Source organism: Mesorhizobium sp. WSM3864, from assembly GCF_002294955.1.
In the GTDB taxonomy this organism is placed as follows: domain Bacteria; phylum Pseudomonadota; class Alphaproteobacteria; order Rhizobiales; family Rhizobiaceae; genus Mesorhizobium.
On the sequence record NZ_NSGD01000003.1, the window covers coordinates 360074 to 384551 of the forward strand.

The following is a 24478-nucleotide window of genomic DNA, read 5'->3' on the forward strand; positions in this document are numbered from 1 at the left end:
GTGAGTGGAACCATGGCTGACTACATCATCGTTGGCGCCGGACCGGCCGGTTGCGTGCTGGCCAACCGACTGAGCGAGGAGCCGACCAATTCAGTCCTGCTGCTCGAAGCCGGCGGCAAGGATTGGCACCCGCTGATCCACATGCCGGCAGGCTTCGCCAAGATGACCAAGGGCATCGCTTCCTGGGGCTGGTCGACGGTGCCGCAGAAGCACATGAAGGACCGCGTCTTCTGGTACACCCAAGCCAAGGTTGTCGGCGGCGGCTCGTCGATCAACGCCCAGATCTACACGCGCGGCAACGCCCGCGACTATGACGCCTGGGAGAAGGAAGAGGGCCTAGCCGGCTGGGGCTATCGCGATGTGCTGCCCTATTTCAAGCGCGCCGAGAACAACCAGCGCTTCGCCAACGATTATCACGGCGACCAGGGGCCGCTCGGCGTTTCCAACCCGATCTCGCCGCTGCCGATCTGCGAGGCCTATTTCCGCGCCGGCCAGGAGATGGGAATCCCCTTCAATCCGGATTTCAACGGCGCCAGCCAGGAAGGCGTCGGCTATTACCAGCTCACCCAGAAGGACGCGCGGCGCTCCTCCGCCTCGGTCGCCTATCTGAAGCCTATCCGCGCCCGCAAGAACCTGACGGTCAGAACCGATGTACTCGTCACCCGCGTCGTCGTCGAGAAAGGCCGCGCCATCGGCGTCGAGATCGTCGACAAGCCGGGCGGAGAGAAGACGATCCTGCGCGCGGAACGCGAGGTGATCATCTCCTCCGGCGCCATCGGCTCGCCAAAGCTCTTGATGCAATCCGGCATTGGCCCGGCCGATCATCTGAAGTCGGTCGGCGTCACGCCGGTCCATGACCTGCCCGGCGTCGGCTCCAACATGCAGGACCATCTCGACCTGTTCGTGATCGCCGAATGCACCGGCGACCACACCTATGACAACTATGCCAAGCTGCACCGCACGATGTGGGCCGGCCTGCAATACGTGCTTTTGAAGAAGGGCCCGGTCGCCTCCAGCCTGTTCGAGACCGGAGGCTTCTGGTACGCCGATCCGACCGCCGCCTCGCCCGACATCCAGTTCCATCTCGGTCTCGGCTCCGGCATCGAGGCCGGGGTCGAGAAGCTGAAGAATCCCGGCGTGACGCTGAACTCCGCCTTCCTGCGCCCGCGCTCGCGCGGCACGGTGCGATTGAAGAGCGACGATCCCGCCGATCATCCGCTGATCGACCCGAACTACTGGTCCAATTCCTACGATCGCGACATGTCGATCAAGGGCCTGCGGCTGGCGCGCGAGATCATGCGGCAGAAGGCGCTGCAGCCTTTTGTGCAGCGCGAGGTGCTGCCCGGCCCTGCCCTGCAAAGCGACGCCGATCTCTTCGACTATGCCTGCCGCTCGTCCAAGACCGATCACCATCCCGTCGGCACCTGCCGCATGGGCCATGATGCGATGGCTGTGGTGGCGCCCGATCTCAGGCTGCGCGGCATCGACGGCCTGCGGGTCTGCGACGCGTCGGTGATGCCGCGTGTCCCTTCCTCCAACACCAATGCGCCGACCATCATGGTCGGCGAGAAGGGCGCCGATCTGATCCTCGGACGCGAGCCGCTGCCGCCGGCCGTGTTCAAGGGCAATAAGGCGGCTTGAGGGAAGAACAATGATCCGCCACTGCGTCTTTGTCCGCTTCGGCGACCGCACCTCCGCGGCCGAGCGCGCCGCGATTCACGCCGATCTCGAAGCGCTGCGCTCGGCCATCGACGGCATGGGCAAGGTTCATTTCAGCGCCAATGTCAGCCCGGAGTCGTTCGCGCGCGGCTTCGGCCATGGCTTTACCATCGATTTCCGCGATGCTGCCGCCCGCGACGCCTATTTGGCGCACGAGGCGCATCAGCGCGCCGGCGCTCGCCTGGTGGCCGCGCTCGAAGGGGGCACCGACGGGCTGATGGTCCTCGACTTGGAGTTTACGGAAATGTGACCGCCGGTTGATCGGAAACCGGCAAATGACCCGTTCTCTTTTGCACCGCATGGAACATATCGTTCCTTTCGCGGATGCAAAGGAGCAGCGAATTGAGTCTCACCTCGGAGCAGAAGAAAACCGTACTCGCATCTTTCCTGGGCTGGACGCTCGACGCTTTTGATTTCTTCCTTCTGACATTCCTGCTCACCGATATCGCCGCTGAATTCCACACCGATGTCCCGGCGGTCTCCAAGGCGCTGTTCCTGACCTTGGCCACGCGATTCATCGGCGCGTTCTTGTTCGGCATGCTGGCCGATAGATATGGGCGCAAACCGCTGCTGATGCTCAACATCGTCAGCTATTCGGTGATCGGGGCGCTGGCGGCCTTCTCGCCCAATCTCGGCATATTCCTGGCGCTTCGGGCGCTGTTCGGCATCGCGATGGGCGGCGAATGGGGCCTTGGCAGCTCGCTCGCCATGGAATCCATTCCGCCCAGCGCCCGCGGCATGGTTTCGGGCATACTGCAATGCGGCTATCCGGCGGGATATCTGCTGGCGGCAGTTGTCTATGGGCTGCTCTACGGCCAGAAGATCGGCGATTTCACCTTCGGCTGGCGCGCCATGTTCCTGCTGAGCTTCGTGCCGGCGCTGATCGTGCTCTTCATCCGCTCGCACGTGCCTGAATCGCCCGCCTTCGTCTCAGGCCGGGCGCAGGCGCGGCCAGGCCTCCTCGTAACGCTGCAGAAGCACTGGGGCATCGCGCTCTATGCCGTGGTGCTGATGATGTTCTTCAACTTCTTCAGCCATGGCACGCAGGACCTCTACCCGACCTTCCTGAAGAAGCAGCACGGCTTCGATCCGCACACGGTGAGCTGGATCACCATCGTCGCCAATATCGGCGCCATTGTCGGCGGTCTGGCGTTCGGCGCGCTGTCGGAAAAAATCGGGCGCATAAACGCCATCACGCTCGCCTGCGTCATTGCCCTGCCGGCTATTCCGCTCTGGGCCTATACGACGACGCCCTTCATGCTGGCGCTCGGCGCCTTCATCATGCAGGTGGCGGTGCAAGGCGCCTGGGGCGTCATTCCGGTGCATCTCAACGAGCTATCGCCGGGCTCCGTGCGGGCGACCTTGCCTGGCTTCATCTACCAGGCCGGCAATCTGGCGGCCTCCTATGGCGGCCCGTATCAGGCCGGCATCGCCGAAGCGCCGGGAGGCAGCTATGGCTATGCGCTGGCATTGTTTGCCGGCGTGGTCGCCGTCTGCATCATCGTCGTGATCCGCTTCAGCCCCGAGAAGCGTGGCGAGGTCATGACCGTGATCGACCGGGAAGTCAGCCCAGTCTGAGCGCCACCACGCCCGCGACGATGCCCAGCGCCGCGGCGGCGCGCCATGCCGTCATCTTCTCGCCCAGCGCCAGCACCGAGATCAGCATGGCGAACAGGATCGAGGTCTCGCGCAGCGACGCGACCGAGGCGATCGGCGCCTTGGTCATCGCCCACATCACTATCCAGTAGGCGGCGCCGCTGAGCACGCCGGTGAAGAGGCCCGCCTTCCAGTCCCGCGCCAGCAGGGGCAGCGACTGCGGCCCGCGAAAGGCGATGCACAGCACCAGCGCCCAGAGGGCGTCGCAGACGAACAGCCAGGCCGCATAGCTTTGCGCGGTTGCCGCCAGCCGCGCGCCGCTGCCGTCCGACAGCGTGTAGCTGGCAATGAAGATCGATGTGCCGAGCGCGAAGCTGACGGCGCGCAGATTGAACCGTTCAAGATGCACACCGCCGCGAAACGACATGACCAGCGTGCCTGCCGACAGAAGCACGATGCCGAAGATGGAGAGTGGCGCCGGTATCTCTCCGAGCAGAACGATGCCGCCGAGCGCGGAGAGCAGCGGCGCGGTACCGCGCGCCAGCGGATAGGTCTGAGCGAAATCGCCGGCCTTGTAAGCGCCGATCAGAAACGTCCGGTAGCCCATATGGAAGAAGACCGAGGCGAGGATGAATGGCCAGACCTCGGCTTTCGGCACTTCAACGAAAGGCAGCGCCAGCAGCGCCGCAGCCCCCATGCCGAGCGTCATCAAGGTGATCGACAGGAAGCGGTCGAGGTGCACCTTGACCAACGCGTTCCAGATCGCGTGCATGGCGGCCGCCGACAGCACCGCGAGGAAGACGAAAAGCGTCATGCCCGCCTCACCCGCCTGCAAGCCCAGCGGCGATGCCTGGCGTTTCCAGATCGATATCGACCCTGAGCGGGAAATGGTCGGAGGCCACTTCGCCGATATCGGCGCTCACGGAACGCACCCGCCCGGCCAGCATGCCGCCAACGAAGCAATGATCGAGCCGGCGTTTCGCCAGCTTGCCCTCGATGATCTTTTCATGCGTGTGGAAGTCCGCCACCGGCTTGGCGGCGACGGCTGCGGCATCGACGAACCCGTCGATATAGACGGCGCCGCGATGATAGGGCGTGCTGCCGACGATGCGCCGGTATTCCGCACTTCCCGGCTCCATGTTGAAATCGCCGAGCCAGATCGCCGCCAGCGGGTTTTCCGGCTCCGGCTCGCCATTCGCCCAGTTGCGCTGCGGCTCGTCATCGGCGCCGCTCCAGGGACCGCCATCGGACGGCGCGCGGCGCTGTTCGGCGAGCAGATAGTCGATCTGCTCCAGCCGCTCTTCGGCCGCGATATGGGCAAGATGCAGCGAGAAAACCCGCACCGATCCCGCCGGCGTCCGGATCATGCACTCCAGTGCGGCGTTGCGCGTGTTGAGGGGCTTGAGCGTGCGGCGCAGCGGCAGCGCATGCAGCCGCGACCAGACGATCGGCAGCTTCGACAGAAGCATCGTGCCGAACTGCCTGCGTCGGTTGACGATGCGCCCGTCACGCTTTTCGCTGGCGTCCATGTCGAAGGCCGGACCGTACACCCAGTGATAGTCGGGCAGCAGCTTGGATAGGATTTCCGGCTGGTCGTCGCCGTTGCTGCGCTGCCAGTGCCGCTCCACTTCCTGCAGGGCGACAATGTCGGCGCCGTCGACGAGGCGCGTGGCGCGCGCCAGATCGTAGCGGCCGTCGCTGCCGTAGCCGTACTGGATGTTGTAGCTGACCAGCTTCATCGATTAACCGGCTGAATATCCGGCCACGGCACTAGCGCCTCGGCCATCGCGTTGCAATGGACGCCATCGACGTGCGGGATGGTCCAGTCATGACCGCCGACCCTGGCATCGTCTAGGTCGTGAGCGACTGGAACCGCCCCGCCGGCGATGCTGCCAGCTCGGACCAGTCGATTTCTTCTTCCAGACGGTGATAGGCTTCGTCGCCGATCGTACCGTCGCGGCGCAATTCTTCGAGCCTATCGCGCTGCCGCTTGATGGCATAGAGGCGCAGCCGGTCGTATTCGGTGGCCGCCTGCGCATCCTCAGGATTCTCGGCGATCTTTCGTTGGGCCTCGTACTGCTCGCGCACGACGTCCGCAGCGGCAGACGTCTTGCGGCTCAGGACGTCGAGCGCGGCTTCCATGATGGCAACGCGTGCCTGCGCCACTTCGCGATCTATCGTCGTATCCTCTTCGAAATTGAGCCAGCGCAGCAGCGGCTTCAAGCTCATGCCTTGCAGCACCAGCGTGCCGAGCACGACCGCAAAGGCGGCAAGCACGATCGGGTCCCGGCCAGGGAAATTGGCCGGCAATGCAATGGCCACCACCAGGCTCACCAGCCCACGCATGCCGCACCAGCCGACAAGCAAGGCGCCCCCGAATGTCGGCGCATCCCGCCTTTGCTCTTTGCTGTCGAAGCGGGCGAACCGCCGTATGATCGCGACGTAGCCAAACACCCAGACGAGGCGTGCCACGACGACAACGGCCAGCACCGTTGCGGCGAAGACAAATTCATCGCCCTGCCCATCGCCGGAGAGCCTGCCGACGATCGACCGGGCCTGCAGGCCCATCAGCACGAAAGCCAGCACATTGAGCACGAACACTGCCGACTCCCAGACCGAGTAGGTGCTGACGCGGCGTCTGGCCGACATCTGGCGCGGCGCGGTGCGCGCGATGGTGATGGCATAGACGACGATGGTGATGATGGCGGAAAGGCCGATCCTGTCGGCGATGATCCAGACGGCAAAGGTTCCGGCAAACTGCACCACGGTGCTGCTTGCCGCATCCTCGATGCGCGTCAGCGTCAGCAGCGAGAGGCGGCCGAACAGATAGCCGGCGGCGACGCTGCCGACCGTCGACAGAAGGATCACCGGCACCGCATCGCTCAGCATGACCGAGCCGACCGCGGCCGAAACGGCGATGCGGTAGATCAGAAGCGCCGTGGCGTCGTTGAGCAGGCTCTCCCCTTGCAGGATGGCGTTGAGGCGGTGCGGCACCTTGAACTGGCCAAGCACGGCGCTCGCCGCCACGGCGTCCGGCGGCGCGACGATGGCGCCGAGCGCGATCGCCGCCGCGATCGGCAGACCGGCCATCTTCCAGCCGACGAAGGCGACGACCACGGTGGTGAAGACAACCGCGCCCAACGCCAGCAGCACCAGCGACAGCCGGTAGCGCTTCAGGTCGCGCAGCGACGTATCATAGGCGGCATCGAGAAGCACCGGCGCGATGAACAGGGCAAGCGCCAGTTCCGGATCGATCTCGATGGTCGGCGCACCTGGCAGAAAGGCGATCCCCACTCCGGCCAAGGCCAGCAGGGAGGGATAAGGTATCCCCAGCCATCGCGACAACGCCGTCAGCCCGACGGCGATCAGAAGCAGAATGAGGGTGAGCTCGAAAAGCGCCATGACTCATCGTAGCGATGGAACCAGGCCTTTGGCACTGCAAAAAACGAATGGTGAATGGTGAATGGTGAACGGGCATCATCAGAGAGAATTCGAGCACGTAACGTGCTCTCTTCGCCGACTACCATTCACTTATTCACTATTCACCCTAGTGCAGCACCAGCATGTCGCCCGACGAGAAAGAGATGTCCGCCTTCTCGCCGACGACAGGCGGCGGCGTCGCCGAGTTGTTGAAGGTGTCGAGCGATACCGTGTTGCCGCCGATGCCGACGCGCACCCGGATGACCGAGCCGAGGAAATGCACTTCGGCGATCTCGCCCGAAAGGCTGGTGTCGTGGCCGGGCTGGCGTCCGAGCGAAATCGCTTCGGGCCGCAGCGCCAGCGACAGCGTGTCGCCGGACTTCGACCCGTTGAGCTTGCCCTTCAGCGAGACTTCCTGCGTGTTGACCCGCACCTTGCCGGACGCGGCATCGGTGACCTTGCCTTCCAGCACGTTGAGCGTGCCGACGAAATTGGCAACGAACTTGGTCGCCGGCCGGTTGTAGATCTCGAACGGCGTGCCGACCTGTTCGGCCTTGCCGCCATACATGACCGCGATGCGGTCGGAGATCGACAGCGCCTCTTCCTGGTCATGCGTCACGAAGATGGTGGTTATGCCGAGCTTCTTCTGGATCGAGCGGATTTCCTCTCGCAGCGAAATGCGCACTTTGGCGTCCAGCGCCGACAGCGGCTCGTCGAGCAGCAAAAGCTTCGGCTTCGGCGCAATGGCGCGCGCCAGCGCGATGCGCTGCTGCTGGCCGCCGGAGAGCTGGTAGGGATAGCGGTCGGCCATCTGCGGCAGCCTGATGATGTCGAGCATCTCCGCGACACGGGAATCGATGGCCGCCCTGGGCATGCCCGCCACCTTCAGTCCGAACCCGATATTCTGCGCCACAGTGAGGTTGGGAAACAGCGCATAGGCCTGGAACACCATGCCGATATTGCGCTGGTTGGGCTTCAGCCTGGTGATGTCCTTGCCGCTAACCACGATCTTGCCGGCCGAGGGCTCCTCGAAGCCGGCCACCATGCGCAACACCGTCGTCTTGCCGCAGCCGGACGGACCGAGGAAGGAGACGAATTCGCCCGGCGCGACATCGAGGTTGAAATCCTCGACCACGGTTGTGGCGCCGAAGGACTTTCGCACATGCTGGATGGAGAGGAACGGCTCGGCCATGGCTTTTTCTTTCGGTCGGTACTTCGCTCAATTGGGGCGGTTCGCCGATTTCGGCGCGAAACGGGACAAGATCTGGATCAGCGACATGCAGCCCCAGGTTATGACGAACGCGATGATCGACAGCGCCGCCGGCTCATAGGCGCGGTTGGCCACAAGATTCTGCAAATACGGGCCGAATGCCGGCCGGTTGAGCAGGCTGGCCATGGTGAATTCGCCGATCACGATGGCGAAGGTCAGGAATGCGCCCGAAAGCACCGCGATCAGCACATTGGGCAGGATCACGCGGCTGATGATCGTGCCCCAGCCGGCGCCCAGGATCTGCGCTGCTTCCGTCAACGTGCGCACGTCGATGGTGCGAAGCCCGGTGTCGACGGCGCGGTACATGTATGGCAGTGCAAGCGTTGCATAGCCGATGACCAGCAGAGCATTCGCGCCTGGATTGGTTGCCAGGAACGGCAGCGGCGAATTCGACCCATACATCCTGATATAGCCGAAGACGATGACGATGGCCGGGATCACCAGCGGCAGCAGCGTGATGAACTCGACGATCGGCCTGATCTGCGGCATGCGAAGGCGGATCCAGTAGGCCGTAGGCACGACGATCAGCACGCCGAGGAGAATGGTGAAGATGGCGACGACCACCGAAAACATGAAGGTCGCCTGGAACTGGCTGTCGCCGAGCACGACCTTGTAGGCGTCCAGGGAATAGACGCCGCGGCGCATGCGCAGCGAGAACTCGATCGTCGCGATCAGCGGGATGAAGAAATACGCCGTGCCGAGGACAAAGACGACCCAGGCCCAGAACCTGCCGGATTTCATTTCAGCCACCTCTCCGAGCGCGTCCGGAACCAGATGTAGAAGATGTTGGCAAGCCCGGTGATGACGATCATGCCGAAGGCGATCGCGTAACCGAGATGGGCATTGTGCAGCACGTCGCCGCGGATCTGGGCGTAGAGCAGGATCGGCACGATGTTGAGCGACGAGCCGGTCAGCGCATAGGCGGTGGCGATCGCCCCGAAGGCATTGGCGAAGAGCAGGATGACGGTGCCGAGGAAGCTCGGCCAAAGCACCGGGATGACGACCAAGCGCCAGTATTGCGCCTGGGTGGCGCCGAGCGTGGCGGCGGCTTCGCCCCATTCCCTTTTTAGCCCGTCGATCGCCGGCACGATGATGACCACCATCAGCGGAATCTGGAAATAGACATAGGTGATCGTCAGACCCCAGAACGACAGCAGGTTGAAGCCATGCGCATAGATGTTGAACCCGACCAGCGTGTTGAGCAGCACGGTGACGAGGCCCAGCCGGCCTAGCGTCGCGATGAAGGCGAAAGCCAGTGGCACTCCGGCGAAATTGGACGCGACACCGGAAAACGTCAGCGTCCCCGACCGTATCCAGTTGGGCAGGCCCCCGCGCACGATGGCGATGGCGATGGCAAGACCGGCGAAGGCGCCGATCAGCGATGACGCCAGGCTGACCTTTATCGAAATCCAGTAGGCGGCAACGATGTTGGCCGAAAAAAGCGCGACGATGTTGGCGAACGTGAACTCGCCCGCCTCGTTCTGGAAGGCGCCCAGCATCAAGTAGAGCGTGGGCAGGATCAGGAACATGACGGCGAAGACGAAGAACGGCGTTACGCCAAGCCAGTGCGTCGGCAGCCGCATTGCGCGCGCTTCGCCGGGGGGTGCGGCCTTGCCCGCAATTGCCTGATTGGAAACCGAGAAATCGGTCATGCGCCGGCTACCGTTTTTGGGAAGGAGTCCGGGCGGCCATCGGGCCGCCCGGACCATCTTGATGCTTACTTCACATTGGCGCCGACAACGGCGTCCCAGTTCTTGGTGATGGCTTCTTTCGCCTTGCCCTGTTCATCGAGCGTCGGAAACACCGCGGCCGCATAGGACTCGGCCGGAGGCATCTTCGCCAGCATATCCGCCGGAACCTTGCCGTTCTTGGCGAGATCGTTGAAGCGGATCGGGTGGCAATAGCCCTTCAGCCAGCCGATCTGGCCTTCGTCGGAGTAGAGATATTCCAGCCAAAGCTTGGCCGCATTCGGATGCGGCGCGTAAGCGCTGATCGCCTGCACGTAAACGCCGGCGACAACGCCGGTCTTCGGCACAATGACGTCAACGGGGGGATTGCCCTTCAGCGTGTCGCGACCGGAGAGCGCGTTGTAGTCCCAGGTGACGAGGATCGGCGTCTGGCCCTGGGCGAGCGTCGCGGTTTTGCCGATGACCGGCACGAAGTTGCCGGCGGCATTGAGCTTCTTGAAAAACTCGAGCCCGGCAGTGCCTGCGGCTTCGCCAGCGGCAGCGCCGCTGGCAAGGCCGGCGGCGTAGACGGCCTGGATAGCCTGGTTCGAAGCGCGCGGATCGCCGGCAAGGGCAACCGAGTTGGCGAATTCAGGCTTCAGCAGGTCGGCCCAGTCGGTCGGCGATTCCTTGACCAGATCCTTGTTCACCTGGAACGAGAGCACGCCATAATAGTCGCCTGTCCAGTAGCCGTCAGCGTCCTTGGCGCTGTCCGGAATGGAATCCCAGGTCGAGACTTTATAAGGCTGGATCAGGCCGTCCTTCTTGGCGGACGGACCGAAGGACAGGCCAACGTCGATGACGTCAGGTGCCTGCGGGCCCTTGTTGTCCTTGTTCGCTTTGATCGCCTCGATCTCATCGCCGGAGCCTGCATCCGGGTTGAGCTCGTTGACGGTGATCTCCGGATACTTCGCCTTGAAGCCGGCGATGACGTCGCCGTAGCCGCACCAGTCGTGCGGCAGCGCGATGGTGGTGAGCTGGCCCTCGGCTTTCGCCGCCTTGACGAGATCGTCCATCGCGTCGGCGGACGAAATCACCGTCGACGCAAACAGCGCCGCGGCCGAAAGGGAAAGCACTTTCCCCGTGAATTTGAACATGTGTTCTCTCCGTTGAACTGACGCCATTGGACGCCTGCGATGCGGTATCGTTTTCGTATGACAGCCAGATGAAAGCTTTGTGAAAGCGGCACCCCGCAACACGAAAAAGTAAACTCTCTTTAACCGGCTGTAGCAATCGCTTCGCGATTCTTTTTCCGGCTAATTATTCTCGTCCTTGCATTCCGCCCGTTGCCCTTTCCTTTCCCCTCGTTTCCAGATCAACTTTCCGCTGCAAATTGGTTTACACAGACCCTGCGATGGCATTTTCGAGCAGAGCAAGCGCCCCTTTCTTGGTGAGCTTGACCGGATTGCCGCCGGCGGTCGGATCGACCACCGCCATGTCGGCGATCAGTGTCTTGCGGTTCTTGTCCATGTCGAGGCCCTTGATCAGGCCGGGCAGCGCATGCGGCACCTTGAGCTCCTTGCGCAATTTGATGACGGCTTTTGCGAAGCCATCGAAGCCGCCCTTGATGCCGCAATAGGCCGCGAGCCGCGCGATGCGGTGCTCGATCGCATCGCGGTTGAAGGCGAGGACATAGGGCATGAACACCGCATTGGTCATGCCGTGATGGGTGTCGTAGAGCGCGCCGATCGGATGCGACAGAGAGTGGATGGCGCCCAGCCCCTTCTGGAAGGCGGCCGCGCCCATCGCGGCCGCGCTCATCATATTCGCGCGGGCGACCAGATCCTTGCCGTTGGCGAAGGCCTTGGGCAGGTTTTCGAACACCAGCCGGATGCCTTCCACGGCGATGCCGTCGGCCATCGGATGATAGCCCGGCGCGCAATAGGCTTCGAGGCAGTGGGCAAGCGCGTCCATGCCGGTGCCGGCCGTGATGAAGGGCGGCATGCCGACCGACAGCTCCGGATCCGCAATCACGATCGCCGGCAGAAGCTTCGGATGGAAAATGACTTTCTTGGTGTGGGTCTCTTCATTGGTGATGACGCCGGCGCGGCCGACCTCGGAACCGGTGCCCGCCGTGGTCGGCACCGCGATGATCGGCGCGATCGCCTCCGAGTTGGCGCGCGTCCACCAGTCGCCGATGTCCTCGAAATCCCATACCGGACGCGTCTGCCCGGCCTGGAAGGCGATCAGCTTGCCGAGGTCGAGCGCCGAGCCGCCGCCGAAAGCGACGACCCCGTCATGCTTGCCTTTCTTGAACACGGCGATGCCGGCGGTCAGGTTGGACTCGACCGGGTTCGGCTTCACCTCGGAAAAGACGCCATAAGGCACCTTGGCATCGTCGAGGATCTTCAGTGTCGAAGCGACGACGGGCAGCTTCGCCAGGCCCGGGTCGGTGACGAAAAGCGGGCGCTTGATGCCTGACGCAGCCAGCGCGTCCGGCAGTTCCTTGATGCGCCCCGCGCCGAAGCGGACGGTGGTGGGGTAGTTCCATTTGGAGGTGAGCTTGGACATGGATTGTCTTTCGAATTCAGATCGCTTCGCGCAGGTGGTAGGATTTCGGCCGGGTCAGATTGTCGTAGCCGATGGCAGACAGCGCCGCGCCCTTGCCGGTGTCCTTGACGCCGGTCCAGACCAGCGCCGGATCGAGATAGTCGCAGCGGTTCATGAACACGGTGCCTGTCTGGACCCGGTCGCCGATCGCCACGGCGCGCTCGGTGTCGCGCGTCCAGATCGAGGCCGTCAGCCCATAGGGGCTGTCGTTCATCAGTGCGATGGCTTCCTCGTCGTCGCGCACCTTCATGATGCCGACGATCGGGCCGAAGCTTTCCTCGCGCATGACGCTCATCTGGTGGTCGACACCGGTCAGCACTTCCGGCGCCAGATAGGGCGAGCCCGGCCTGTCGTTCTCCACCTTCATGTCGATATGCGCCTTGGCGCCCTTGCGCAGCGCCTCTGCCTTTTGCTCGCGGATCAGGTCGGCGAAGCGTGCCTGCGCCATCGGACCCATGGTCGTCGCCTGCTCCAGCGGATTGCCGACGACATAGTTCCTGGTCTCGGCGACAAAACCTTCGACGAACTCGTCATAGACCTTTTCGTGCACGTAGACGCGCTCGATGCCGCAGCAGCATTGGCCGGAATTGTAGAAGGCGCCGTCGACCAGATTGGCGACCGCATGGTCCATTTTGGCGTCGGGAAGGACATAGGCCGGATCCTTGCCGCCGAGCTCGAGACCGAGCGTCATGAAGGTGCCGGCCGCGGCTTTCTCGATGGCCCGGCCGCCGGCGACCGAGCCGGTGAAGTTGACATGATCGATCTTGCCCGAGCCGAGCAGCCTTTCGGTCTGGTCGTGGTTCATGACCAGGTTCTGGAACAGGCCTTTCGGCAGGCCCGCCTTGTCGAACGCCTGCTGGAAGCGCTCGCCGACCAGCAGCGTCTGCGCCGCATGCTTGAGGATGACCGCGCTTCCGGCCATCAGCGCCGGCACGATCGTGTTGACCGCGGTGAGATACGGATAGTTCCACGGCGCGATCACCAGCACGACGCCGAGCGGCACCTTCTTGACATAGCGGCGAAAGCCGTCCTTCGGATTGGAGGCCATGATCGGCTTCAGCGCGGCTTCCGCGATCTCGACCATGTAGCTGGTGCGTTCCTTGACGCCGCCGAACTCGCCGCCATAGCGCACCGGCCGCCCCATCTGCCAGGCGATCTCGGGCACGATCTCGTCGCTGATGCCGACCAGCGCTTCCAGCATCGCCAGCATGTACTTGCCGCGCTCCGCGACCGGTGTCTCGGCCCACTTCTCCTGCGCCGCCCTGGCGCGCTCTACCGCCGCGTTGATCGCCTGATCCGTCGCGACCGGCCGCTCGGCATAGATCGAGCCGTCGATGGGTGATTTGAGTTTTACGGTATCCAAGAAGACGTCTCCAAATTGACTCTTTCAGCAGGCGATGGCTCTGACATGACCCTGCGCGGCATAGGCCAAAATGGCCCTGTCACGCGTTACGATAGTCAAATCGCGCTCCCGCGCGGTCGCTATCAGAATTCGATCCATTGGATCGCTGTGAACGACACCTGGAAGGTAGGAGGCCGCTATGAGAATACGTGGCGTCACCCCTTCCACTGTGACGGCCGCCGCCTCAACGAACTCGTCGAACCAACGGTCGGGCGTCTTCGTGGACGGCAACCTGCCCTTCGACACCAGCATGCCCATCTCCCATGCCGACATGACCGATACGTTCAGCGTGCCGGACTGAGGAGCCTTGCTGATAGCCGTTGTCGCCGCATCGGCTATCGGTTCGTCCTGCGAGATCCAGATGACCGCGCAAGTGTCCAACAGAAGGTTCTCAGTCTTCATAGACCTTGCCCCAATCCTGCTCGACAGGCTCCGTCAGATCGACCTCTGGGAGGATAGTAAGCGTTCCCTTCATGCAGCCGAAGATCGGGTGCCGTGTCGGCGTCCCGCCGATCTCGGCCTGAGCCGATTCGCCGAACCCCTTTGAAGTGCCGGAACCTGGCTGAACGCGCCGAAAGACCAGATTTTCGCCCGCTATATTGACGGACTCAGTCTGGAACCCCGCGGCCAGCCACTCCTTTGTCATTGGATTGTTGCTGGGGTTATTGCTCCACCAAGCCGGATACTGCTTGGACGCCGGCAGCTTTTCGCCAAGCAGCTTCTCGATGTCGCTGAACGACATCGGAACCCGCTCGCCGGTTTGAGCCATAAGATACGAACGCAAAGGCGAATACTTTCCCATTCTCACGCTCCCGAACTCAACCAGCCAAGGCTACAGCTTTAGTTAGGTTCAGTCAACGTCGACTACAGCTTTAGTAGCGTTCAAACCCCCGGTGCAGTTCCCAATCCGTGATCCGGCGGTCGTATTCGAACTGCTCCCAGCGGGCGGTGTGGACATAGTGCTCGATCACCTCCTCGCCGAAGGCCTGCTTCAGCATCGTGGAGCCTTCCAGCGTCTCGGCGGCATCGCGCAGCGTCTTCGGGATTTCCGGCAGTTGCGACGCCTGATAGGCGTCGCCGACAAACGGCTTCTGCAGCTCCAGCTTCTCGTCGATGCCGGCGAGACCGGCCGCGATCAGCGCGGCGAAGGCGAGATAGGGGTTGAGATCGGCGCCGCCGATGCGGCATTCCATGCGGATGCCTTTGGTACCCTCGCCGCACAGCCGGAATCCCGCCGTGCGGTTGTCCTCGCTCCACATGATCTTGGTCGGTGCGAAGGTGCCGGCCTGGAAGCGCTTGTAGGAGTTGATGTACGGCGCCAGGAACCAGGTGAACTCCTTGGCGTATTTGAGCTGGCCGGCCGCCCATTGCTGGCCGAGGCTCGACAGCGTCCATTCGGCGTTTTTGTCGAAGAACAGCGGCGTCCCGCCGTCGGCGCTCCACAGCGAATTATGGATGTGGCTGGAATTGCCGGCGAGCCCGTAATTGTACTTGGCCATGAAGGAGATGGCCTTGCCTTCGGAATCGGCGATCTCCTTGGCGCCGTTCTTCAGGATGACGTGGCGATCCGCCATCTCGAGTGCTTCGGCATAGCGCACATTGATCTCTTCCTGGCCCGGACCCCACTCGCCCTTGGAATTTTCGATCGGGATACCGGCTGCCTCCATCTCGTTGCGGAGCCGGCGCATGACGCCTTCTTCCTTGGTGGTGATGCCGATCTGGTAGTCGCCGATATAGGGCGAAGCGCTGTCGAGCCCTTGCCAGTGCTTCCTGCGCGCCGATTCATAGGTTTCGCTGAACAGGTAGAATTCGAGCTCGGAGGCGAAGTAGCCGATATAGCCGCGCTCGCTCAGGCGCTTGACCTGCTTCTTCAGGATCGCGCGCGGCGAATGCGCAAGGTCCTCATGGTCGTGATGATCGAGCACGTCGCAGATGACCAGCGCCGTCTTCTCCAGCCATGGGACGCGCCGCAACGTCGACAGGTCGGGTTTCATGACAAAGTCGCCATAACCCTTCGACCAGCTCGCCGCCTTGTAGCCTGGCACCGGCTCCATATCGATGTCGCAGGCCAGCAGATAGTTGCAGCCATGCGTCTCGCCATGCGCGGAATCGACGAAATACTGGGCCAGGAAGCGCTTCCCCGCGAGCCGGCCCTGCATGTCGACGATGCAGGCCAGCACCGTGTCGACCTCGCCGTTCGAGACCGCTTTCTTCAACTGATCGAACGAGAAATTCCCGGCCATTCCTTTGGCACTCCAACACTTGTCGATTGAAAGGGAGAAACGAAGCCCTGGCCGGCGTGACGCCGGCCAGGGCGATGACGTTCGATATCAGTGGCCGGTCTCGCCGACCGCCTGCTCTGCCGCCTTGATCGCCGCCTGGCGCGCCGCGATAATGTCGCCGAGCGGCGGCCCCTGGAAGCGGTTGCGCTCGAAGGCGAACCAGACGACCGCCGTCAGGATGAAGAAGCCGACGGTGATGTAGAGCGCCCAGTCGTTCGGCGGCTGGATGCCGATGACGAAGATCAGGATCATCGACACGATCGAGAGCAGACCGAACAGCATGAAGATGCCGCGGCCCATGTTCCACGGCCCCATCTTGTCCCACTTCGGCGTCCCCCAGGCCATCATGCCGAGCACGATCGGCACGGTGAAGGAGAGGAACAAGAAGATGACGGTGCAGGACACCACAATCGTGTAGGCCGAGGTGCCGGCGACCGAGACCACCGACGAGCCCCACACGAACAGCACCGACAGGATCGAGGCTGTCCAGATCGCCGCCACGGGCGTGCGATAGGTCGGGCTGACCTTGGAAAGCGCTGCCGAGCCCGGCAGGCCGCCGTCTCGCGAGAAGGCGAAGATCATGCGCGAGGCCGAAGTGACGGTGGCAAGGCCGCACAGCAGCTGTGCCAGGAACACGACGAGATAGACGAACTCCTTCAGTCCGGTTCCGACGCGCTGGTCGAAGGCCCAGAAGAACACGTTCCAGCCCTGCTTGGCGGCCTCGTCCATGTTCGGGATCATCAGCACGAAGGCAGCCAGGAACAGGTAGCCGAACAGCGCCGACCAGATGACCGACATGACCATCGCGCGCGGCACGGAAGAAGCCGCCTTGATGGTTTCCTCCGACGTGTGCGCCGAGGCGTCATAGCCGGTGATCGTATAGATCGGCAGCAGGAGGCCAAGCGCGAAGACCCAGGCGTTCGAGACCTGCGGCCACACGCCGCCTCCGGCATCGCCTGAGTAGTTGTGGAAGGTGAAGAGGCGGCTGAAGTCCCAGGTCTCGGCCGAGAGCAGGCAGACCACCGCGATCAGGATCGAGCCGAAGAAGATCAGATAGCCCGAAAAGTCGGTGAGCTTTGCCGTCAGCTTGATGCCCAGATGGTTGATTAGCGCCTGCGCGCCGGTGATGATGACCAGGAAGATCGTCTGGGTGGTCAAGTTGTTTTCAATGCCCAGCGCCGGCCCGAAAGCGCCGACGAAGAAAGTCCAGGTGCCGACATTGATGGCGCCGAGCACGGTGATCAGGCCAAGCAGGTTGAGCCAGGCGGTAACCCAGCCGGTGCCGCGATTGCCGAGGATCGAGCCCCAGTGATAGAGGCCGCCGGCCGTCGGATAGGCCGAGCTGATCTGCGACATGGCGACCGCGAAGGTGAGCGACACGAAACAGCCCACCAGCCAGCCGATGCCGATGCCGATGCCGCCGGCGCCGGAGGTCGCCTGCGCCAGCGAGTTGATGCCGCCGGACAGGATGCAGATGATGGAGAAGGAAACCGCGAAATTCGAGAAGCGGCTGAGGCGCCGCTCCAGTTCCTGGGCATAGCCCATGCTGTGGAGGACTTGTATGTCCTCAGCCTTGTCGACTTCGGTGTAGTCATTTGCTGCCATGTTGGAAGTCCCCTGTGGTTTCTTAGCTGGCCGACTGTACTGACTTTCCCATTGCGCGTTGTCGGGAGCCCCTGGCCTCCTCGGGCTCCAGATTCGAGAATATGCCTGTGAGCAGATCCGCCCATTTCCGCTGCCCGGTCTCGCCGGAGATCTCGTCGTTGCGGATTTCGATCATCGCGCAGGCAAGGCCGCGCGAGCGCGCGTGCCGTTCCAGCGTGAAATAGACGCGGTCGGCCGGCGAATAGGGTTCGTTGACGCCAACGGTGACGCCGGAGAGCCGCTTGAGCGCCGATATCAGCGGCGCGGCGAGCCGGCGATCGTCGTCATGGATGATGCCGATATGCCAGGGACGGGTCCTGCCCTTATAGACCGGCGTGAAGGAGTGCACCGACACCAGGCGCGTTTCCTGGCCGAGCGCCAGCCGCTGCTCGATGATCTCGGCGATCGTGTCGTGGAACGGACGCCACGCGAGATCGATCCGCTCCGCGCGTTGCTTGCCGGAGAGATTCGAATTGCCCGGAATGGCCGTCGCCTCGCTGACCGGCGGCACGAGGTCCGGCGCGTCGAGCGGGCGGTTGCAGTCGATCACCAGGCGCGAGATGCGGGTTTCGACCAGCGTGGCGTCGAGCGCGTCGGCCATCCGGCTGGCGACCGGCAGCGCGCCCGGATCCCAGGCGATATGCCGGGAGAGATCCTCGGCGGGCAGCCCGAGCGTTCCGAATTCGGCGGGCAGGAAGTTCGAGGCGTGGTCGCAGGTGAGGACGAAGGGGCTCGAGCCGCCGGGGTTGGTCACCCTCACGGTCTCCGACGGTGCAAGGCTGGCGCGCCGTGCTTTCTCCATACTGCCGTCCCCTCGGGAGCGCTGTATCTTATGTTACGTAATTTGCCTCATTGCGCCCCTGTGAATGATTTCATACAGTTTACGCGGCTTTGTCAAACGCGGAATTCCGAAAACGGCGGCGACCGGGTCAAAGGGTGGGGAAAACGATGATCTCCAGTATTGCCGAACTGATTTCGGACCGCATCGGCACCATGCCGGCAGGCGAGCGCCGCGCCGCGCAGACGCTGATTGCCAACTATCCGCTGACCGGGCTGAAGACCGTGGCCGAATTCTCGACCGCGGCGGGAGTCTCCTCACCGACGATTCTGCGTTTCGTCGCCAGGTTGGGTTTCCAGAACTATCCCGAATTCCAGTCGGCGCTGCAGGATGAACTGGCCGCGCAATTGCAGTCGCCGGCCTCTCGCACGCTCAACTCGGCGTCGCCCGCCAATGGCGGCGCCGTTTCGCCGATGCTGGAGGCGACGCTCGACAACATGCGCGAGACGTTCCGGCACCTTACCGACAAGCAGTTGGCCGACATTGCCGCACGGCTTGCCGAGCGCCGCGGCAAGACCTTTCTGATCGGCGGCCGCTTCACCGATCCGCTGGCGCGCTACATGGCAGCCCATCTCGCCATCATCCAGCCAGACGTCTACCACCTCGCGGGCCAGGAGAGCATCTGGCGCGACCGGCTGATCGACATGGGCAAGCGCGACGTGCTGGTTATCTTCGACATCAGGCGCTACCAGGAAAGTCTGCTCCGCTTTGCCGAGAAGGCGCACCAGCGCGGCGTCCAAATCGTGCTCTTCACCGATCAGTGGCTCTCGCCGATCGCCCGCTTCGCCCGCCATGTGATCGCCGGGCGTACCGCCGTGCCTTCGGCCTGGGATTCATCCGCCGCCCTCTTTGTCGTCGCCGAAACGCTGATCGGCGCGGTCACAAGGCAACTCGAAGCCGCCGGCGCCAAGCGCATCCGCGACCTGGAGAGCCTGCGCTAGGCAGTTCCAGGTAGCGTGCAACGGCTTCCGTTCGGTTTTGCTTTAACCGAATGGCGGCCGGCGCCCCCCAAATTGCGGCAAAAGATGCGACCGAAGCGATGATCCCGCTTCACGTTACCGAGATTTAATGTGCACGTTTGCGTGATAATTGCCATAAAACGCTGATATTATGATGTGGCGTGGCCGGTATCGCTCTCACGCCGTATCGTCGCTCAGCCTGCTTCCACTTGGAACCGGCGGACGATTCTGCCGCTGGAGTGTCAATGTCGAGCTGGAAACAGATTGTTCTTGCGTTTGTGATCGTGGTTGCCGCTGCGGCCGCCTGGGCGCGCTTCTATCCCGGCGCGCCTGAGGTATTGGCACGCTGGGGTATGGACTGGGCGATTGCGGCGACGCCCCCCGCCACGGGAAGCATCGAGACCGGTTCGGCCCGGTCCGGTCGCAACCGCGGCGGCCAGATCGTGACCATTGTCGCCTCCCCTGCCGGCACCGCCACCATCAACGACAGGCTTCAGGCGATCGGGACCGGCCGCGCCAATGCGACAGTCACCGTCAATCCATACTCTTCCGGCCGCCTCACCGAACTGCCGGTGCAGTCCGGCACCCATGTCGAAAAAGGCGATGTCATCGCCAGGCTCGATTCGGAGACGGAAGTGATTTCGCGCGACCGTGCCAAGGTCGCGCTCGACGACGCCCAGGCGAAGCTCGATCGGGTCAAGTCGCTGCGAGCCTCCAATGCCGCCACGCAAGTTGCCGTCGCGGATGCCGAGGTGGCGCTCGCCAATGCCAAGCTGGCACTGCGCGACGCCGAGCTCGCGCTCGAGCGCCGCTCGGTCGTCGCGCCTATCGAAGGCACTGTCGGCATCCTGCCGATCGCCGCCGGCAACTATGTCACCAGCCAGTCGGCGATCGCCACGCTTGACGACCGCTCGAGCATATTGGTCGATTTCTGGGTGCCGGAGCGTTTTGCCGCGGCTGTAAAGGTCGGACAGCGATTGTCGGCCACGCCGCTGGCCAACCCCAACCAGGTCTATTCCGGCACGGTTTCGGCCATCGACAACCATATCGACGAGAACAGCCGCACGCTGCTCGTCAAGGCGACGATCGCCAACCCGGCGGATTCGCTGCGCGCCGGCATGTCGTTCCAGATCGCCATGAAATTCCCCGGCGACACCTATCCGGCCGTCAGCCCACTGGCCATCCAGTGGGGCACCGACGGCGCCTATATCTGGACCGTCGAAAACGGCAAGGCAAAGCGCGTGCCGGTGCGCATCATCCAGCGCAACACCGAGACGGTGCTGATCGATGCTCCCGTCGAGAGCGGCGATATGGTCGTGACCGAAGGCACGGAGAGTGTCAGCGAAGGCGGCGACGTCCGGATCGCCGGCGAGGACCGCGCCACCGCGGCCGAAGGCTCATGAGCGCCGCCGGCGACCAGACCGCGGGATCGGGCCTGACCGCGCTCTTTATCCGCAGGCCGGTCATGGCCTTCGTGCTCAATACGCTGATCGCGGTCGCCGGCCTCGCAGCCTTCTGGGGCGTCGAAATCCGCGAACTGCCGGATGTCGACCGCCCGGTCATCACCGTCAACACCACCTTCGAGGGCGCGGCCGCCGAAACCGTCGACCGCGAGTTGACCGACCCGATCGAAGGCGCCGTCGCGCGCGTCTCGGGCGTCAAGTCGATCTCGTCGACTTCATCTTTCGGCCAGAGCCGCGTCACCATCGAGTTCAACGACGGCGTCGATCTCAATGTCGCCGCCTCCGATGTCCGCGATTCCGTCAGCCGCATCACCAACCAACTGCCCGAGACCGCCGATGCGCCGCGCATCGTCAAGGCCGACGCCAATTCCGACCCGGTGATGCGGCTGGCGGTCACGTCCGACACCATGTCGGTGCAGGACATGACGGTGCTGGTCCAGGACCGCATCGAGGACGAGCTCGCCGCCGTCCCAGGGGTCGCCGACGTTCAGGTATCCGGCGACCGCGACAAGATCTTCCGCATCGACGTCGACCAGAACAAGCTGGCAAGCCATGGCTTCACCGTGGCGGATTTGCGCAAGGCGCTCGCCTCCGTCGCCTTCGATTCCCCGGCCGGCTCGATCACCACCACCAACCAGGACCTCGTCGTGCGCACGACGGCCGACGTGACCACGCCGGAGGAATTCGAGAGCATCGTCATCGGCGGCGCGACGCGCATCCGCGACGTCGCCACCGTGACGCTCGGCCCCGACATCGGCCAGACCTCATTGCGCTCCGACGGCAAAACCGGCATCGGCCTCGGCATCATCCGCCAGGCGGAATCGAACACGCTCGATATATCGACCGGCGTCAGGGCTGCCGTCGAGAAACTCCAGGCAAATCTTCCGCAAGGCATGTCGATCAAGGTCACAAGCGACGATGCCGTCTTCGTCAACGGCGCGGTGCACGAGGTTGAGATCGCGCTCGCGCTTTCCGTCTCGATCGTGCTGATCGTCATCTACGCCTTCCTGCTCGACTGGCGCGCGACGCTGATCCCGGGCCTGTCGATGCCGGTCGCCATGATCGGCACCATCGCCGCGATCTATCTCGCCGGCTTTTCCATCAACATCCTGACGCTGCTGGCGCTGGTTCTGGCGACGGGCCTCGTCGTCGACGACGCCATCGTGGTGCTCGAAAATATCGTGCGCCGCCGCAACGAGGGCATGGGGCCGCGCGCGGCCGCCGTGCTCGGCACCCAGGAAGTCTTCTTCGCCGTCATTGCCACGACGCTGACCCTGGTCGCCGTCTTCGTGCCGATCTCCTTCCTGCCGGGACAGACCGGCGGGCTCTTTCGCGAGTTCGGCTTCGTGCTGGCGATGTCGGTACTGCTCTCCTGCGTCGTGGCGCTGACGCTCTGCCCGATGCTCGCCTCGCGCATGCTGACCAGCGCCTCTCTTCACCACGAAGGCGGCAGCGGCGTGGGCGCTCGCATCGGCGGCGCATTGCATCGGCTCTACAAGCGCTGCCTGCATGCCTGCCTCGGCGCCCCCTGGATCGTAGTGCTCGTCGCTATGCTCTTCGCTGGCACCGCCTTCACTTTGTTCGGCACGATACGTCAGGAGCTGACGCCGACCGAAGACCGCGCCGTCGTTTTGCTGCGCATCAACGCGCCGCAAGGAGTCAGCCTCGACTACACGACCGAGCAGATGCGCAAGATCGAGCGGCTGATCCAGCCTTTGCGCGATTCCGGCGAGATCCGCAGCACCTTCGCGAATGCCGGCAACAACGGCGCCTACAATAGCGGCTTCATGGTGATGACGCTGGCGCCGTGGGCCGAGCGGACGCGCAGCCAGCAGGAGATCATGGCTGAGATCAGCCGCCTGACGAAGCAGGTGCCAAGCGTCCGCGTTTTCCCGGTTCAGCCCAACAGCCTTCGCATCCGCGGCGCCGGCAGCGGCCTGCAATTCGCCCTGGTCGGCAACGACCGCAAGGCGCTAAGCGCGGCGGCGGTGCAGATCGTCGAGGAGATGCGGCAGGATCCACGCTTCCAAGCACCGCGACTCTCCGTCGACCTTACGCAGCCGCAGCTTGCCGTTGCCATCGACCGCGAGCGCGCCTCCGACCTCGGCATCGACATCACCGGGCTTGCGGACACGCTGCAGGCGATGCTCGACGGCAACGATGTCGTCGACGTCTACATCGCCGACCGCAGCTATGGCGTGAAGTTGGTCTCGACCACCAATCCAATCAACGATCCGACCGATCTGGAAAACATTTTTCTGAAAACGTCGGACGGCCGCTTCGTGCCGATGTCGACCATCGCCACGCTGACCGAGCGCGCCGTGCCGCCGTCCCTCACTCGCGAGCAGCAGCAGCCGTCGGTGGCGATCACCGCCAATCTGGGCGGCAGCTTCGCGCTCGGCGATGCGCTGACGCGCGCCGAGGAAATCGCAACACCGCTGCTGCCGTCGGACGCGCGGATCGTGCCGCTGGCCGAGGCGGCGACGCTCGGCGAGAGCAACAGCGCCATGGCGACCATCTTCGGTTTCGCGCTGGTCATCATCCTTCTGGTGCTGGCGGCCCAGTTCGAGAGCTTCGTCAGCGCCGTCATCATCATGGCGACAGTGCCGCTCGGGCTCGCCTGCGCCATCTTCGCGCTGCTTTTGTCGGGCACCAGCCTCAATGCCTACAGCCAGATCGGCCTGGTCCTCCTGGTCGGGGTCATGGCCAAGAACGGCATCCTGATCGTCGAGTTCGCCAACCAGCTGCGCGACCGCGGGCTTGGCGTGCGCGAGGCGATCGAAGAGGCCGCCACCATTCGCCTTCGCCCGGTGATGATGACGATGATCTGCACCGTGCTCGGCGGCGTGCCGCTGGTGCTGGCTTCGGGCGCAGGCGCCGAAGCGCGCGTGGCGCTCGGTTGGGTGATCGTCGGCGGCCTTGGCCTGGCGACCGTCTCCACGCTGTTCCTGACCCCTGTCGCCTATCTCTTGCTTGGCCGCTTCGTCACGCCCAAGGCGCATGAAGAAGCCCGCGTGAAGCGCGAACTCGAGCAAGCCGCCTATGCCAATGTCGAGCCGGCGGAATAGTGGACAGGTACCAGCCAGGCAGCTCAGCTACTTGCCGGTGAAATCGGGCAGCTGAATGTATGGATTGCGCTGATCGTAGGAATATCGTGGCTCGCCTTTGCCTGACGAAACGGCACCCGCTATGAGCACTCCTTTCGGCCCAAACTGATAATCGATGCCGGCACAAAGATGCGCGAGCGTTTCATAGTCGAAGTTGCGCAATTCGCTGCCGGCTGCGAATGCAGCCGCTTTCAATGCATCCGACGAAAGCGAGCCGAGCATGCTATCGCGATAGGCCCTGACCTTGGCCTTGCTGAGCCGCGATGACTGGCATTCAGAGCCGACGACGCGCGCCAACATGATATTTCTAATTGCGGTCGATGCTGCATCATTCAAAGAGGCCGAATATTTATTGAGAAAATAGTTCGTACCGGGATCATTGGTCATCGACTTGCGCCAAATGGGCGGGAACTTGTCGGCGGCCTCGGCACTAAATGTACCTGCCATGGACACCAGGAGGAATCCGACAAACCACCGTAACCTCATAGACGCGACCTCGAG

At 63.5% G+C, this 24478-nt stretch carries 21 protein-coding genes; 6 read left to right on the forward strand and 15 right to left on the reverse strand.

Features of this window, described 5'->3' with window-relative positions; genetic code table 11:
• Positions 1-12 precede the first annotated feature (12 nt).
• From CK215_RS09530 to CK215_RS09540, 3 genes are all read left to right on the forward strand, one after another.
• Complete coding sequence (locus CK215_RS09530) at positions 13-1641, forward strand: choline dehydrogenase (RefSeq protein WP_095830777.1); 1629 nt, start codon at positions 13-15, stop codon at positions 1639-1641.
• A 10-nt stretch (positions 1642-1651) separates the two neighbouring features.
• Positions 1652-1969, forward strand: a complete 318-nt coding sequence (locus tag CK215_RS09535) for a Dabb family protein (protein WP_095830778.1) — start codon at positions 1652-1654, stop codon at positions 1967-1969.
• Positions 1970-2061: 92 nt separating this feature from the next.
• Entirely contained in the window at positions 2062-3297 is a 1236-nt protein-coding gene (locus CK215_RS09540; RefSeq protein WP_170950264.1) for an MFS transporter, read from the forward strand.
• Here CK215_RS09540 and CK215_RS09545 read toward each other — a convergent pair.
• From CK215_RS09545 to CK215_RS09610, 14 genes are all read right to left on the reverse strand, one after another.
• Positions 3284-4129, reverse strand: a complete 846-nt coding sequence (locus CK215_RS09545) for an EamA family transporter (RefSeq protein ID WP_067002559.1) — start codon at positions 4127-4129, stop codon at positions 3284-3286. The genes CK215_RS09540 and CK215_RS09545 overlap by 14 nt on opposite strands.
• Before the next feature lie 7 nt (positions 4130-4136).
• Complete coding sequence (locus tag CK215_RS09550; protein ID WP_095830780.1) at positions 4137-5054, reverse strand: endonuclease/exonuclease/phosphatase family protein; 918 nt, start codon at positions 5052-5054, stop codon at positions 4137-4139.
• Between the two features lie 112 nt (positions 5055-5166).
• The gene (locus CK215_RS09555; RefSeq protein ID WP_095830781.1) at positions 5167-6717 is read right to left on the reverse strand and encodes a sodium:proton antiporter; all 1551 of its coding nucleotides are present in this window, start codon (positions 6715-6717) and stop codon (positions 5167-5169) included.
• A 145-nt stretch (positions 6718-6862) separates the two neighbouring features.
• On the reverse strand, positions 6863-7927 hold the full coding sequence (locus CK215_RS09560; RefSeq protein ID WP_067325862.1) for an ABC transporter ATP-binding protein: 1065 nt from the start codon (positions 7925-7927) through the stop codon (positions 6863-6865).
• 27 nt (positions 7928-7954) lie between these two features.
• The gene (locus tag CK215_RS09565; RefSeq protein ID WP_095830782.1) at positions 7955-8746 is read right to left on the reverse strand and encodes an ABC transporter permease; all 792 of its coding nucleotides are present in this window, start codon (positions 8744-8746) and stop codon (positions 7955-7957) included.
• The gene (locus tag CK215_RS09570; protein WP_170950271.1) at positions 8743-9588 is read right to left on the reverse strand and encodes an ABC transporter permease subunit; all 846 of its coding nucleotides are present in this window, start codon (positions 9586-9588) and stop codon (positions 8743-8745) included. The genes CK215_RS09565 and CK215_RS09570 overlap by 4 nt, the downstream gene beginning before the upstream one ends.
• Positions 9589-9722: 134 nt before the next feature.
• Entirely contained in the window at positions 9723-10829 is a 1107-nt protein-coding gene (locus tag CK215_RS09575) for an ABC transporter substrate-binding protein (protein ID WP_067002568.1), read from the reverse strand.
• A 241-nt stretch (positions 10830-11070) separates the two neighbouring features.
• Complete coding sequence (locus tag CK215_RS09580; RefSeq protein ID WP_095830784.1) at positions 11071-12243, reverse strand: iron-containing alcohol dehydrogenase; 1173 nt, start codon at positions 12241-12243, stop codon at positions 11071-11073.
• 16 nt (positions 12244-12259) lie between these two features.
• Entirely contained in the window at positions 12260-13645 is a 1386-nt protein-coding gene (locus tag CK215_RS09585) for an aldehyde dehydrogenase family protein (protein ID WP_095781103.1), read from the reverse strand.
• A gap of 24 nt (positions 13646-13669) precedes the next feature.
• Positions 13670-14086 (reverse strand): type II toxin-antitoxin system VapC family toxin, encoded by a 417-nt coding sequence (locus tag CK215_RS09590; RefSeq protein ID WP_095781102.1) that lies wholly within the window; start codon positions 14084-14086, stop codon positions 13670-13672.
• Positions 14076-14486: a hypothetical protein gene (locus tag CK215_RS09595; protein WP_067002576.1), complete on the reverse strand. Its 411-nt coding sequence runs from the start codon at positions 14484-14486 to the stop codon at positions 14076-14078. The genes CK215_RS09590 and CK215_RS09595 overlap by 11 nt, the downstream gene beginning before the upstream one ends.
• Before the next feature lie 70 nt (positions 14487-14556).
• The gene (locus tag CK215_RS09600) at positions 14557-15927 is read right to left on the reverse strand and encodes a glutamine synthetase family protein (protein ID WP_067002579.1); all 1371 of its coding nucleotides are present in this window, start codon (positions 15925-15927) and stop codon (positions 14557-14559) included.
• An 87-nt stretch (positions 15928-16014) separates the two neighbouring features.
• Positions 16015-17571 (reverse strand): amino acid permease, encoded by a 1557-nt coding sequence (locus CK215_RS09605; RefSeq protein WP_067002581.1) that lies wholly within the window; start codon positions 17569-17571, stop codon positions 16015-16017.
• A gap of 22 nt (positions 17572-17593) precedes the next feature.
• Positions 17594-18412 (reverse strand): N-formylglutamate amidohydrolase, encoded by an 819-nt coding sequence (locus CK215_RS09610; RefSeq protein WP_067002583.1) that lies wholly within the window; start codon positions 18410-18412, stop codon positions 17594-17596.
• Between the two features lie 146 nt (positions 18413-18558).
• Here CK215_RS09610 and CK215_RS09615 point away from each other — a divergent pair, with 146 nt between their 5' ends.
• From CK215_RS09615 to CK215_RS09625, 3 genes are all read left to right on the forward strand, one after another.
• Positions 18559-19389, forward strand: coding sequence for a MurR/RpiR family transcriptional regulator (locus CK215_RS09615; RefSeq protein WP_067002767.1), 831 nt, complete (start codon positions 18559-18561; stop codon positions 19387-19389).
• 263 nt (positions 19390-19652) lie between these two features.
• A complete protein-coding gene (locus tag CK215_RS09620; RefSeq protein WP_095830785.1) occupies positions 19653-20810 on the forward strand; it encodes an efflux RND transporter periplasmic adaptor subunit in 1158 nt (385 codons plus the stop codon).
• Positions 20807-23938, forward strand: coding sequence for an efflux RND transporter permease subunit (locus CK215_RS09625; protein ID WP_095830786.1), 3132 nt, complete (start codon positions 20807-20809; stop codon positions 23936-23938). Before CK215_RS09620 ends, CK215_RS09625 begins: the two co-directional genes overlap by 4 nt.
• A 27-nt stretch (positions 23939-23965) precedes the next feature.
• Here the strand turns inward: CK215_RS09625 and CK215_RS09630 are convergent, their stop codons facing one another.
• Positions 23966-24430 carry a hypothetical protein gene (locus CK215_RS09630; protein ID WP_170950265.1) on the reverse strand — a complete coding sequence of 155 codons (465 nt, stop codon included), beginning with the start codon at positions 24428-24430 and terminating at the stop codon, positions 23966-23968.
• Positions 24431-24478: the final 48 nt, after the last annotated feature.